The following is a 13,371-nucleotide window of genomic DNA, read 5'->3' on the forward strand; positions in this document are numbered from 1 at the left end:
CCGTGCCCACCCCGCTCGACCACGAGTTCGTCCGCGCGGCGGCCGGCGCCGCCGACCGGCTCGCCGCCCCGCTGGCGGCCCACCCCGGCGAGGAACCCGCCGGTCTGACCCACCGCGCTCTCGCACGCCGGGTCAAGACGCTGGTCGCGGCGTACCTCTCCCCGGACTCCGCCCTGCACGGCAGCGGGCAGGCCGTCGCCGCCACGACGACCCACCTCCGCGCGCTGCGGGCCGCGCAGACGCCCACCGGCCTCTTCGCCGGCGGCGACAACGTGCAGTCACCGCCGGACTCCGCGTTCACCGTCAACGACGTGTGCGACGCGCACGTCCTCGCCGCGGCCGCGGGGCCGGAACTGCACGAGGTCACGGCCGCGCTCGCGGAGATCGCCGGCGCCGCCTCCGGCAGTCTCCTGACCGGTGGGGTGCACACGCCGAACCACCGCTGGGAGCTGTGCGCGGCGCTGGCCCGGCTGCACCGGTCGTTCCCCGACGACCGGCTGCTCGACCGCGTCGAGGAGTGGCTCTCCGAGGGCGTCGACATCGACGTGGAGGGTCTGTACTCGGAGCGGAGCGCCAACTACGCGGCCCACGTGTCCAACCCCTCGCTGCTGCTGCTGGCCGAAGTGCTCGGCCGCGCCGACCTGCTGTACGCCGTCGAACGCAATCTCGCCGCGACCCTGGACCTGATCAGGCCGGACGGCACGGTGGAGACCGTCCACTCGCGACGGCAGGACCAGAACCACCCGTTCCCGCTGGCGCCCTACCTGCCGCACTACCGGCTGCTCGCGATCCGCACCGGCCGGGGCGACTTCGCCCGGGTGGCGCGGCTGGCGGCCGCCGGCGGCGTCGACGACCCCGGCCTGCTCGCCGAGACCCTGCTCACCCCCGACCTGTGCCGCGCCCTGCCGGCCCCGGCTGCGGAGCCGCTTCCACGCGACCGGTACCTCACCACCGCGCGCCTCGCCGTACGCGCCGCGGCCACCGCGCACACCGTGGTGTACGGCGGCTCCGACGTGCCCGGGCACCGGCGCATCCGCTCGGGCCTCGCGTGCAATCCGACCTTCCTGCGCCTGTTCGCCGGCGACGCCGTCCTCGACGCGGTCCGTCTCTCGCGGGGATTCTTCGACCTGGGCCCGTTCCGCGCCGCCGACATGCAACAGTTGGCCGCCCACCGGTACCGGCTCACCGAAACCCTCACGGCCGCCTACTACCAGCCCCTGCCACCGGACCGGCGGCGGGACGACGGCGTCTACCGGATGGCGGACGAGGGACGTTTCTCGGGCGCGATGGCCTTCCCGGACCGGCCGCGGGACGAGGCCTCGCACACGACCCGCGTCGAGGTGGACCTGAAGGAGGACGGCGCCGACCTGCGGATCCACATCAGCGGACCGCGCGTGCCCTGGGCGCTCGAACTGACCTTCCGGCCGGGCGGCGTGACAGAGGGCGCCGTGCCGATCGGCGACGGACGCTGGAGTCTGACGACCGGACCGATGACCTACCGGGTCGGCGACGACGAGATCCGGGTCGAGGCCGACGTCGAGGCAGGCGAGCCGCCGGCCGGACCGGACCGCAGCGACGTACTGCGCTACGACCCGGGGCAGGACTACACCGTGGTGGGCGGCACCGATGCGACGACCGGGAACCGCGTCTACATCGGTGGCGACGGCCCGAGCACACTGACCGTCGCCCTGCGTGCCCGCCGGCCCGCACCTGGCGCGTGACTCCGACGACCCACGTCATGGCCATCTCAGGTATGAAGGGCTGATCCCCGTGCACCTCACGTCCCCGCCCGTGCACCTCACGCACCAGCACGGCCCACTGCACGATCTGCCCGACACCCCGCAGGCGTACGACGCCGTCCTCGCCGACGTCACCGAACAGGCGCTGCGCCGCATGACACCGCAGGGCAGCCTGGAACACCCCGACTGCGTCGACGACATCGGCGACACCTCGCTCGGCATCACCTCCCTGCTGGCCCTGGCCTGGCAGCGCACCAGGGACCCGCGGCTGCCGGAGGCGGTACGGCGCAGCCTCGCCTTCCACCTCCGCGAGCGGGTCCACCGGGACGACAACCCGGGCTACCCGAACCTGCGGGTGCGCGACTCCGGGCTCCCGTACGCCCGCTACACCCTGGCGGCCGGCGCGCCCCCGATCGGCGACTGGCCGAGCACGGTGTGGGCGCTGCTCCAGGCGGTGAACGTCCTCGACACCGCCGACGGCCTCGTGCCGGACGAGCAGCGCGCCGAACTCCTGGACGTGGCGCGCGGCTACTGGAGCTGGCTGACCGAGGCGACCTTCTTCAACCCCCAGGAGGCGGGCAACCAGGCGATCGGCTGCGTGGTCGGCGGTCTGATGCTGGCCCGCCGGCTGCCTCCCCGGGAGGGCGAGCCGGTCCGCGCGCGGGCACTGGCGCTGTACCTCGACGAGATCCGCGCCCACCGGGTCCGCGACCGGGGCGCCCTGCTGCCCCCCGAGCACGGCGGCGCCTACGACAACAACTACGGCCCGATCTCCCTCTCCTTCCTCGCCCAGGCCCACCGGGTCAGCGGCGAGGAGGTCTTCGCCGAGGACGGCGAGGCCCTCGCCCGTTACCTGGACGCCCGGCTCACCGGCGGCGGCTTCGACAACGGCGGCCCCCGCTACAGCGAGCAGCACTCCGCCTTCGAGTCCGTCCTCGGCCTGCGCTACTTCGGCGCCCGGATCGGCGCCGACCTGGGCCGCTACCGGGGCGACAGCCGCTGGGCACGGCACGCCGTCAAGGCGGACGGCGGCGTCGACGGCCACTTCGCGTGGATGCTGGTCTGGCAGATCCAGGACACCAGCCGCTGGCACCTCGAGCCGTCCGCCGGCCCCACCCGGCACCAGCTGCGGGCCGGCACGGTCTCGGTGGCCTTCGACGACCACATGACCCCGGCGGTCGTCGAGGCGGCCGGGACCTACTACCTGGCCGCCGCCGTCGACCGCCAGCACGGCTTCGGCCCCGTCACCGACGGCTTCCTGCTGTGCCGGCCGATGGGCGAGGTCCGGGTCCGCGACGCCCGCGCAGGCGGACTGACGGCCAAGCTGGTCACCCAGCCGGTCGTCGGCCGCGACCACGTCCTGCGTAGCGTGCGCTCCCTGTACGTCACCGACGGCGCCGCCCTGTGGACGACGGTCGCCGTGGAGCGCCTCGACGGGACGACGTACCTGCTGGCCGGCCTGCCGTACGCCGAGGACGACGGCGACCGGGTCCGGCGCACGGCGCACGGCGCGGTCTTCGCACCGGGCGGCCTGCGCCTCACGCACCCGGACGCGCGGGGCCCCGAGCACTTCGACGCGCGCGCCGGACTCACCCAGGAGCGGGCCGCGTTCGCGCTCGCCGCCGACCCGCGCGGCTACGGCAACCCCGACGAGGGCTGGCGCCACCTGGTCAGCTCGACGGCACTGGAGGCGGGACCGCTCGTGGACGCGCCGGACGACCTGCACGTGTTCGCGGTGCGCCACGGCACCGAGGAGCCGTTCACGGTGTCGGCCGAGTGGGCCGAGGAGGGTCTGACCGTGCGGACGGACGCCTTCACCGCCGTCCTCGGCCCCGACGACGCGCACGCCGAGCCCACGCTGACGCTGCGCGCCGCCCTCAGGGGCTGAGGGTCATCCGCGGGGTGCCGCGCACCGCGTACGCGGGCAGCCGGGCGTCCTTGAGGACCGCGGGGGAGAGGGACAGACCGAACCGCCGCTCCACCACACCGAGGCTGTGACGGTAGCCCGTCCGGTAGTCCTCGTCCTCCGGCGGAAGGAAGGTGCTGCCGTCGGAGGACAGGATGCCCGCGGCGACCAGGTCGGGCAGCAGCAGATCCGGCTCCGAGCCCCAGCGCCACACCTCCTCCCGCAGTCCGTGACCGCACACGAACACGCCGTCGCGCGCGTAGTGGAAATCGGCGGGCGGGTGTTCCTGGGGCGGCACGTACCGCACGACCTCCACGCCGTCCCGTGACAGCTCCACGAGCAGGTCCCCGCCGGTCGAGTCCCCGTACTCCAGGGCGAACGACCAGTCCCCGGATCTGCCCACCCGGACCACGCCGTCCCCGTACTCGGCCGACCGCCACTGCGTGATCCCGAGCTGCCACACCTCGGCGTCGGTGATCGGCTCCGTGGCCCCGCCCGGGTCGGCTCCCATACGGACGGCCAGCTCCTCGGGGGAGATCCCGCGCGCGAACACGACGCTGGACATCCAGCCGTCCAGATCCACCAGCCACACGATTCCGTCGGTCATGCGCTCGAAACTAACGCGTGGCACCGACATCGCGGCGGGGGCCGGGGGCCGGACGGTTCACAGGGGTGTCCGCACCACCAGATCCGCCCGGTCCCGCGTCGTCGCGACCAGCTCGGCGTTGCGCTCGTCGCTGCGCCGCACCCAGGCCACCGCCTCCTCGTGGCCCTTGCCGAACTCCTCGTGCCGGGCGATCAGCCGGCGGACGCGCTCGTCCTCGTCGGACTCGCAGAACCACACCTCGTCCAGCGCTTCGCGCACCCGCGCCCACGCACCTGTGCCGACGAGCAGGTAGTTGCCCTCCGTGACGACCAGCCGGGCCGTCGGCGGTACCGGCACCGCCCCCGCCACCGGCTGCTCCAGCTCCCGCTCGAAGCCCGGCGCGTACACCAGGTCCTCGCCGTCCGTCTCCTCCCGCAGCCGCCGCAGCAGGGCCGCGTACCCCGCCGCGTCGAAGGTGTCCGGCGCCCCCTTGCGGTCCCGCCGGCCGAGGCGGTCCAGTTCGACGTCGGCGAGATGGAAGCCGTCCATCGGGACGTGCGCGACCCAGGCATCCCCGCAGCCGTTCAGCTCCCGCACCAGACGCTCCGCGAGCGTCGTCTTGCCCGCGCCCGGACTGCCCGCGATCCCGAGCAGCGCGCGCCGGCGGCCGCCCCCGGCGAGGGCACGGGCACGTACCAGCAGATCGTCGAAAGTGAGCACACAGCAGAGTGTCGCAGTCTCCTGGGAGGTGACCCGCAAGGCCGCAAGGAAAGGAGGACGACCGTGTCCGACGACGAGCGGCAGATCCGCACCCTGATCACGCGCTGGGCCGACGCCGTCCACCGGGGCGACCTGGACACCGTCCTCGACCAGCACGCCGAGGACCTGGTGATGTACGACGTCCCCGCACCCCACGAGGGCATCCGGGGCCTGGCCGCCTACCGCGCGACCTGGCCGCCCTTCTTCCTCTGGCAGGCCCAGGGCGCCCGCTTCGACATCGACACCCTCGACGTCACCGCGGGTCACGACGTCGCCTACGCCCACGCCCTGCTGCGCTGCGGCACGCCCGAGGAGCTCGCCGAGTGCCCGAGCCTGCGGCTGCGGCTCACCTTCGGCCTGCGCAAGGAGCACGGCCGCTGGCTCATCGCCCACGAGCACCACTCCTTCCCGTACGACTGACCGGATGTGGCGCGCGACACACCGGTGAGGGAGCCGATGCGGGGGAACGAGGGCCCTATGACGACGACGCTCGGGCTCCCCGAAACGATCCAGGCCTGTCTCTTCGACCTTGACGGGGTCGTCACCCGGACGGCCGTGGTGCACGCGGCCGCCTGGCGGGAGACCTTCGACGCGTTCCTGCGGGCGCGCGACGGAGCGGGCTTCCTGCCCTTCGACCCGGCCCACGACTACGCCGAGTACGTCGACGGCCGCCCCCGCGCCGACGGCGTCCGTACCTTCCTGGCCTCCCGGGGCATCGAACTGCCCGAGGGCGAACCCGGTGACCCGCCCGACGCGCAGACGGTCCACGGGGTGGGCAACCGCAAGAACGAACTGCTCCTGGAGAAGATCCGCACCCAGGGCGTCGAGCCGTACGACGGCACCCTGCGCTACATAGCGGCGGCACGCGCGCGTGGCCTGCGGACGGCGATCGTCTCCTCCAGCGCCAACACCCGCGACGTGCTGCGCTCGATCGACGCCGAGCAGCTCTTCGAGGTACGGATCGACGGAGTCGTGGCGGCCGAGCGGGACCTGCCGGGCAAGCCGCGCCCCGACACGTTCCTGGCCGCCGCCCGCGACCTCGGCGTCGAGCCGTCGAGGGCCGCCGTCTTCGAGGACGCGCTGGCCGGGATGGACGCGGGCCGCGCCGGGAAATTCGGGTACGTCGTGGGCGTCGACCGGGTGGGACAGACCGACGCGCTGTACACGCACGGCGCGGACATCGTGGTGAAGGACCTCGCGGACCTCGCGGGCGGCGACGGCGTGGACGAGGGAGAGCGGCAGTGATCACGGACCGGTCCTACGCCGTCGAACCCTGGTGCGTGCGCGAGACGCGGCTCGACCTCGACGTCCTGGCGCAGAGCGAGTCCGTCTTCGCGCTGTCCAACGGGCACGTCGGCTGGCGCGGCAACCTGGACGAGGGCGAGCCGCACGGCCTGCCCGGCGCCTACCTCAACGGCGTCCACGAACTGCACCCGCTGCCCTACGCCGAGGCCGGCTACGGCTACCCGGAGTCGGGGCAGACCGTCATCAACGTCACCAACGGCAAGATCCTGCGGCTGCTGGTCGACGACGAGCCGTTCGACCTGCGCTACGGGCGGCTCGTCACGCACGAGCGGGTGCTCGACCTGCGGCGGGGCGTCCTGGAGCGGACCTGTGAGTGGACCTCGCCCGCCGGGTCCACGGTCCGGGTGCGCTCCACCCGGCTGGTCTCGCTCACCCAGCGGGCCGTGGCCGCCGTCGCCTACGAGGTGGAGGCCGTCGGCAGCACTTCCCGGGTCGTGATCCAGTCCGAGCTGGTCACCAACGAGAGTCTGCCCGACCCCAACGGCGACCCGCGCGCGGCCCGTGCGCTGAAGTCGCCGCTGGAGCCGGAGGAGGACGTGGCCGTCGGCCGGCGGCTGCGGCTCGTGCACCGCACGAAGCGCAGCGGGCTGCGGGTGGCCGTGGCCGCCGACCACGAGGTCACCGGCCCCGAGCGGACCACCATCGACAGCGAGAGCAACGTCGACGTGGCCCGGCTCACCGTCACCTCCGTGCTGGAGCCCGGTGAGTGCCTGCGCGTGGAGAAGCTCGTCGCCCACGGCTGGTCCGGCGCCCGCTCCCGGCCCGCGATGAGCGACCAGGTGGAGGCGGCCCTCGCGGCGGCCGGACACAGCGGCTGGTCCGGCCTCCTCGACGACCAGCGCGCCTACCTCGACGACTTCTGGTCCCGCGCGGACGTCGAGGTCGACGGCGACGAGGAGATCCAGCAGGCCGTCCGCTTCGCCCTCTTCCACGTGCTCCAGGCCGGTGCCCGCGCCGAACAGCGCGCCATCCCCGCCAAGGGGCTGACCGGGTCCGGCTACGACGGCCATGCCTTCTGGGACACCGAGACCTTCGTGCTGCCCCTGCTCACCTACACCGCGCCCGGCGCCGTCGCCGAGGCCCTGCGCTGGCGGCAGAACACCCTGCCGGCCGCCCGCGAACGGGCCGCCCAACTCGGCCTGCGGGGCGCCGCGTTCCCCTGGCGGACGATCGAGGGCTCGGAGGGCTCGGCGTACTGGCCGGCCGGAACCGCCGCCTTCCACGTCAACGCCGACATCGCCGACGCCGTGGTCCGGTACGTCACGGCGACCGGGGACACGGACTTCGAAGCGGCCACCGGCGTGGAACTGCTGGTGGAGACCGCCCGGCTGTGGCGCTCGCTCGGCCACCATGACGCGCAGGGCACCTTCCACATCGACGGTGTCACAGGGCCCGACGAGTACAGCGCGGTCGCCGACGACAACACCTACACCAACCTCATGGCCCGGGCGAACCTCCTCGCCGCCGCCGACGCCGTCGCCCGGCACCCGGACGAGGCCGCCCGGCTGGGCGTGGACGTGGAGGAGAGCGCGGCCTGGCGGGACGCGGCCGAAGCGGTGCACGTGCCCTACAACCACGACCTCGGCGTGCACGAACAGCACGCGGGCTTCACCCGCTACCAGCAGTGGGACTTCGCCGCCACCCGCCCCGACCAGTACCCCCTGCTGCTCAACTTCCCCTACTTCGACCTCTACCGCAAACAGGTCGTCAAGCAGGCCGACCTGGTCCTGGCGATGTACACCTGCGCCGACCACTTCGACGAGGAGCAGATCGCCCGCAACTTCGCCTACTACGAGCCGCTGACCGTCCGCGACTCCTCCCTCTCGGCCTGCTGCCAGGCGGTGATCGCCGCGCAGGCCGGCCATCTCGGGCTGGCCTACGACTACACGACCGAGGCCGCGCTGATGGACCTGGCCGACCTGGAGCACAACACGCGCGACGGGCTGCACATCGCGTCCCTGGCGGGCACCTGGATGGCCCTGGTCGCCGGTTTCGGCGGGCTGCGGGGTGACCGCGAGGGCCTGCGTTTCGCACCCCGGCTGCCGGAGAGGTTCAGCCGTCTCGCCTTCAGCGTCCAACTGCTCGGCCGCCGGCTGCGGGTGGAGATCGGCCCGGACAAGGCCGCGTACACCCTGCTGTCCGGCTCACCCCTGACGATCCGGCACCACGGCGACCCGGTGCTGGTGAACGGCGACGGGCCCGTCGTCCGTGCCGTACCGCCCGTGCCGGACCGGCCCGTGCCCCGGCAGCCCCCGCACCGGGGACCCAACACCCGCTGAGCCACCGGACGGGCGTCCGGCGGCGTCTTTCCCGGCCGCCGGACGCCGGTGGATCGCCCGCCCCCGCGCGGCCCGGGCCGTGCGATCGGGCGGTTCCCGGTCTCAGTCGCGCACGCCCCATTCCCTGCGCCGTCGGGCGATCTGCTGGACCGGATCGCCGGTGTACGACCAGGGCGTGCGGGTCGCCCGGTGGCCGAGGATCCGCAGGAGGGGAGTCGCCACGTCCGCGATGCCTGCGGAACACGCCGCGTGGGCCAGGTAGTTGACGTCGCGCAGCTCGCCCGGGCGGACGGCGTCCTCCTTGCGGCCCGCGATCCAGCGGTCCCAGGTGCGGCGGACGTCGCTGACGGCGCCGTCGTTGTTCCAGTGCTGGCCGAGTCCCACCGCGGCGGAGCGGTCCTGCGTGGTGTCGAGGGCGTGGCGGAACTCCTCGACCCGCGCGTACTGCACCAGCACCGGCAGCGGACAGCCCGGTGGGGCGGAGCCGGCCGCGTCACGGGCGAAGTCGTACATCAGCCCGTGCGAGCCGTGCCAGCGGGCGGAGTAGTAGTGCAGCACCTGCAGGTGGCCCTCCATGCTGTACGGATCCCGCTGGTACAACTCGTCCCACCAGCGGGCCAGTTCCTGTCGGCGTACCCCGGCCGGGTAGAGCCGGGCGACCGAGATCAGCGAGGTCCAGGGTGTCGGGTCGTCCAGGTACGCCTCGGCGGCGGACAGACACGCCAGCACCGCGCCGTCGACCCGGGCCCGGTCGATCGGCACGCCGCGGCCGGCGGTGATCGCCAGGTTGAAGGCCCGGACCGTCTCCGTGGCCGCCCGCAGCACCAGCGCGTCGGCACTGTGCGGTTCGGCGGCCAGCCAGGTCTCCACCGTCGAACTGCCCGCGCAGGCCTGCGCCAGCAGCCGGACCCGGTGACCGCGGGAGAGCCAGTCGGGGCCGGTGGCGCGCAGCAGGTCCCGCAGGCCCTGCCAGCGGCCGATGACGATGTCGTGCCGGGTGGAGGAGAGGGGGGCGTCCCCGCAGTCGGGGTCGAAATCGGGAGCGAAACGGTCGCGCGCCATCGGATCCCCTCTCAGAAGTCGGTGGAGAGACCCTCGTGACCGGCGGAGTGCGCGGCCGGGCGCCTCCCGGGCACGTAGTCGGCCTCGACGGTGCGCGAGGCGTCCAGCCGGGCGGGCCGGTAGTAGTCGCTGCCCTGCCGCCAGTACCAGAGCATCGGCACCAGTCCGACGGCGAGCCCGCCGATGCCGATGGCGACCGCCGCGGGAGCCAGCTCACCGAGCGACTCCACGAAGATCCAGAACATGAAGACGGCGCCGAACAGCGGCCACAGCCCGCCGAGGAGGAAGTCGGAAGGGGACTTCAGCAGCGTCTTGCGGTACGCGACGACCGCCGCCAGGCCCGCCAGCCCGTAGTAGACGGCGATCTGGAGACCGATCGCCGAGATGGCGTCGGCGAGGATGTCGCCCACCGAGCCCAGCGCGTTGGAGGCGACGAACAGGACGAGCGCCACCGCGCCCACCACCGCGATCGCCACCCAGGGCGTGTTCCAGGTGCGGTGCACCCTGCCCAGCGCGGACGGCATCGTACGGTCCCGGCCCATCGCGAACAGTGAGCGCGTGACCTGGATCAGGGTCGTCTCCAGGGTGGCGACGGTGGACAGCATCACCGCCACGATCAGCACCTTGCCGCCCCAGCCCGGCCACACCTCCTCGCCCAGCGCCGCCAGCACGTTCGCGCCGTTGTCCTCGATCCGCTGCGAGCTGAGGACGACGTTCACCGCGATGGTGAAGACCTCGAAGAGGAGAAAGACGATGCCCACCCCGATCAGCCCCGCCAGCCCCGTCGTACGGCGGCTGTCGCGGGTCTCCTCGCTGAGGTTGCTGGTCACGTCCCAGCCCCAGTAGTAGAACGCGGCGACCAGCGCGCCCGACGCGAAGCCGGACACCCCGTCGAAATGACTGAATCCGAGCCAGGACCAGTCGAACGGCAGCGAGTTGTCCGTGTGGAGGACGGCGAGCACCGCGAACACCGCCAGGATCGCCAGCTCGACACCCGACATGATCAGCTGGGCGCGCACGGTGAGCCGGGCCCCGCCCAGAACCACAGCCAGCATCAGCAGGAACCAGGCGGCGCCGACGACGGTCGACAGCGCGGTGTCGTCGGCGAGGCCCTCGTCGAACAGGGCGAGCGTCATCGCACCGGCCGGCAGGGAGCCCGCCACCATGAAGATGGTCGCCGAGACCACCAGCGCCCAGCCGCTGATGAAGCCCAGGAAGGGGTGGAGCGTGCGCCCCACCCACGAGTAGCTGGCGCCCGCGTTGACGTCGATCCGGCTGAGTCGGCTGAAGGCCAGCGCGATGCCCAGCATCGGTATCGCGCAGTACAGCAGCGCCGCCGGTCCGGCCAGGCCCACGGCGCCGGCCAGGACCGCGGTGGTGGCGGCGATGGAGTAGGCCGGCGCACTGCCGGCGACCGCCATCACCACCGTGTCGAAAGTGCCCAGGACGTTCGCCTGGAGGCCTCTTCCCGTGCTGTTGCTCATGGTTGCGCTGCTTTCCGTCGTGCACGCCGCCGAAGCGGGGACGGCCCGGCGGCGTATGGGGGGTGAGGGTGAAGCGCCGCCGCGCGTCGAGAGGGGATGACCTCGCAGGACGTCGGCGGAGAAAGGCGCGGAGAGGACCATCCGAGCACTGCGTCGACGGACGGTCACATTCAGTGTGCGAGTGACTATAGCCCCAACGATTGAGCTTTCAAGATTGACGGATCGGTAATGTCCGGGCCCGCCCGTGCGGGTGGCATGTGCCGCGATTGGAGCGGGCCGCACGGGAAACGCGGACGGGGAGACAACAACCCCCGAAGCGGAGGAGGAGCCCATGGGTACGGAGTCCGAGGCGATGGGCGACGACGTCTACCAGCCCACCGGAACGAACGAGGAACAGGAGGACGCCGCCCCGCTCGACCTCCAGGACGCCATCGACGAACGCACCTACGACGACACCCTGGACGAGGGCTACTCCCCGCCGGAGAAGCCGCTCGGAGTGACTAAGTACGGCACCACCGCGGCCGAGCAGCACGACGGCGAAAGCCTCGACCAGCGCCTGGCCCAGGAGATCCCGGACGTCTCGGAACCCGCCGGGGACGGTGTCGGCGACCTTCCCGGCGGTGAGGGCGAACCCGTCGACTCCGAGGCCGGTGACCGGCGCGCGGGCCGGCTCGTCGCCCCCGACGAGGGGGCCCACCCCGACGCCACCAAGGAGGAGGTCGCCGAGGACGTGGGCATCGACGGCGGGGCCGCGGGCGCCGAGGAGGCCGCCGTCCACATCGTCGAGGAGTGAGCGGCCCCGCGCCCCTCAGTCGCCGATGCGGTCCAACTGCCGTAGCCGGTTGGTGGCGTCGAGTGCGGCGACCTTGTACGACTCCGCCAGCGTCGGGTAGTTGAACACCGCGTCGACCAGGTAGTCGACGGCGCCGCCGCAGCCCATCACCGACTGCCCGATATGGATGAGCTCGGTCGCCCCGGTGCCGAAGCAGTGCACCCCGAGCAGCGTCCGGTCCCCGGGCGAGACCAGCAGCTTCAGCATGCCGTGGGCGTCACCGATGATCTGCCCGCGGGCCAGTTCGCGGTAGCGGGCTATGCCCACCTCGAACGGCACGCTGTCCTCGGTGAGCTGGTCCTCCGTCCGCCCCACGAAGCTGATCTCCGGGATCGTGTAGATGCCGATCGGCTGGAGGTGGTGCATCTGGCCGACGGGCTCACCGCACGCGTGGTACGCGGCCGCCCGGCCCTGCTCCATCGCCGTCGCGGCGAGCGCCGGGAAGCCGATGACGTCTCCCACCGCGTAGATGTGCGGGACCGGCGTGCGGTAGTGCTCGTCGACCTCGATCCTGCCGCGCCGGTCCGCCGCCAACCCGGCCTTGTCCAGGTCCAGTCCGTCGGTCAGGCCCTGCCGGCCGGCCGAGTACATCACCGCGTCCGCGGGGATCTTCTTGCCGCTCTCCAGCACGGTCAGCGCACCCCGCGCATGCCGCTCCACCGCCGCGACGGTCTCCCCGAAACGGAAGGTCACCGCCAGGTCGCGCAGGTGGTACTTGAGCGACTCGATGACCTCCACGTCGCACATGTCGAGCATCCCGGCCCGCTTCTCCACCACCGTGACCCTGCTGCCGAGCGCGGCGAACATGGACGCGTACTCCATGCCGATCACCCCGGCCCCGACGATCACCATGGACTGCGGAACCCGCTCGATCGTCAGGACGTTGTCGGAGTCGAGGATGGTCCGCCCGTCGAACTCCACACTGTCCGGCCGAGCCGGCCGCGTCCCGGTGGCGATCACGATGTGCTCGGCGCTGATCAGCCGCTCCTGCCCGGTGATCTCGCGCAGCGCGACGGTATGGGCGTCGACGAACCGGCCGGTGCCGGCGAACAGGGCGACGTGGTTGCGGGACAGCTGACTGCGGATGACATCGATCTCACGCCCGACCACGTGCTCGGTACGGGCGGTCAGATCGGCGACGGTGATGTTCTCCTTGAGGCGGTAGCTCTGTCCGTACAGGTCCCGCTGGGTGAGACCGGTGAGGTACAGCACCGCCTCGCGCAGCGTCTTGGAGGGGATGGTGCCGGTGTGCAGGGAGACCCCGCCGACCATGTCGGGGCGGTCGACGACGGCGACCCGGCGGCCCAGTTTGGCCGCGGCGATGGCGGCCTTCTGGCCGCCGGGACCTGATCCGAGGACGAGCATGTCGAAGTCGGGCATCCTCGGGAGTCTGGCAGCCGCGGGGCCCACCGCGAAAGG

11 protein-coding genes are annotated in these 13,371 nt (G+C 72.8%); 6 read left to right on the plus strand and 5 right to left on the minus strand.

All coding sequences use genetic code 11. The features are described 5' to 3' along the window. Positions 1 to 2: 2 nt before the first annotated feature. Positions 3 to 1,721, plus strand: a complete 1,719-nt coding sequence (locus tag QF030_RS36110; RefSeq protein ID WP_307166765.1) for a hypothetical protein — start codon at positions 3 to 5, stop codon at positions 1,719 to 1,721. A gap of 70 nt (positions 1,722 to 1,791) precedes the next feature. Next, positions 1,792 to 3,627, plus strand: coding sequence for a hypothetical protein (locus QF030_RS36115; RefSeq protein WP_307167815.1), 1,836 nt, complete (start codon positions 1,792 to 1,794; stop codon positions 3,625 to 3,627). On the opposite strand, the gene QF030_RS36120 is transcribed toward QF030_RS36115, so the two are convergent. Further along, positions 3,617 to 4,252, minus strand: a complete 636-nt coding sequence (locus tag QF030_RS36120; protein ID WP_307166766.1) for a DUF6461 domain-containing protein — start codon at positions 4,250 to 4,252, stop codon at positions 3,617 to 3,619. The two genes, QF030_RS36115 and QF030_RS36120, sit on opposite strands and share 11 nt — an antisense overlap. A 57-nt stretch (positions 4,253 to 4,309) precedes the next feature. Then, positions 4,310 to 4,951, minus strand: coding sequence for a nucleoside/nucleotide kinase family protein (locus QF030_RS36125; RefSeq protein ID WP_307166767.1), 642 nt, complete (start codon positions 4,949 to 4,951; stop codon positions 4,310 to 4,312). A 63-nt stretch (positions 4,952 to 5,014) separates the two neighbouring features. On the opposite strand from QF030_RS36125, the gene QF030_RS36130 reads away from it, so the two are divergent. The 3 genes from QF030_RS36130 to QF030_RS36140 are packed head-to-tail and all read left to right on the plus strand — an operon-like array spanning position 5,015 to position 8,574. Beyond that, entirely contained in the window at positions 5,015 to 5,410 is a 396-nt protein-coding gene (locus QF030_RS36130; RefSeq protein ID WP_307166768.1) for a YybH family protein, read from the plus strand. A gap of 57 nt (positions 5,411 to 5,467) precedes the next feature. Next, the gene (locus tag QF030_RS36135) at positions 5,468 to 6,235 is read left to right on the plus strand and encodes an HAD family hydrolase (RefSeq protein WP_307166769.1); all 768 of its coding nucleotides are present in this window, start codon (positions 5,468 to 5,470) and stop codon (positions 6,233 to 6,235) included. Continuing rightward, positions 6,232 to 8,574, plus strand: a complete 2,343-nt coding sequence (locus QF030_RS36140) for a glycoside hydrolase family 65 protein (RefSeq protein ID WP_307166770.1) — start codon at positions 6,232 to 6,234, stop codon at positions 8,572 to 8,574. The genes QF030_RS36135 and QF030_RS36140 overlap by 4 nt, the downstream gene beginning before the upstream one ends. A gap of 102 nt (positions 8,575 to 8,676) precedes the next feature. Here QF030_RS36140 and QF030_RS36145 read toward each other — a convergent pair whose 3' ends face one another. Continuing rightward, entirely contained in the window at positions 8,677 to 9,636 is a 960-nt protein-coding gene (locus QF030_RS36145; protein WP_307166771.1) for a hypothetical protein, read from the minus strand. An 11-nt stretch (positions 9,637 to 9,647) separates the two neighbouring features. Next, positions 9,648 to 11,120, minus strand: a complete 1,473-nt coding sequence (locus QF030_RS36150) for an APC family permease (protein WP_307166772.1) — start codon at positions 11,118 to 11,120, stop codon at positions 9,648 to 9,650. A gap of 331 nt (positions 11,121 to 11,451) precedes the next feature. On the opposite strand from QF030_RS36150, the gene QF030_RS36155 reads away from it, so the two are divergent. Next, positions 11,452 to 11,913 (plus strand): DUF5709 domain-containing protein, encoded by a 462-nt coding sequence (locus QF030_RS36155; protein WP_307166773.1) that lies wholly within the window; start codon positions 11,452 to 11,454, stop codon positions 11,911 to 11,913. Between the two features lie 15 nt (positions 11,914 to 11,928). Here QF030_RS36155 and sthA read toward each other — a convergent pair whose 3' ends face one another. Continuing rightward, positions 11,929 to 13,332: a Si-specific NAD(P)(+) transhydrogenase gene (gene sthA / locus QF030_RS36160; RefSeq protein WP_307166774.1), complete on the minus strand. Its 1,404-nt coding sequence runs from the start codon at positions 13,330 to 13,332 to the stop codon at positions 11,929 to 11,931. Between the last annotated feature and the right edge of the window lie 39 nt (positions 13,333 to 13,371).

Origin of the sequence: Streptomyces rishiriensis, assembly GCF_030815485.1 — a bacterium.
GTDB classification, from domain to species: Bacteria; Actinomycetota; Actinomycetes; order Streptomycetales; family Streptomycetaceae; genus Streptomyces; species Streptomyces rishiriensis_A.

Coding starts and splice junctions, on each gene's coding strand:
- QF030_RS36120 (WP_307166766.1), bottom strand. CDS start 4,252: ATGACCGACGGAATCGTGTGGCTGGTGGATCTGGACGGCTGGATGTCC.
- QF030_RS36135 (WP_307166769.1), top strand. CDS start 5,468: ATGACGACGACGCTCGGGCTCCCCGAAACGATCCAGGCCTGTCTCTTC.
- QF030_RS36145 (WP_307166771.1), bottom strand. CDS start 9,636: ATGGCGCGCGACCGTTTCGCTCCCGATTTCGACCCCGACTGCGGGGAC.
- QF030_RS36150 (WP_307166772.1), bottom strand. CDS start 11,120: ATGAGCAACAGCACGGGAAGAGGCCTCCAGGCGAACGTCCTGGGCACT.
- QF030_RS36155 (WP_307166773.1), top strand. CDS start 11,452: ATGGGTACGGAGTCCGAGGCGATGGGCGACGACGTCTACCAGCCCACC.
- sthA (WP_307166774.1), bottom strand. CDS start 13,332: ATGCCCGACTTCGACATGCTCGTCCTCGGATCAGGTCCCGGCGGCCAG.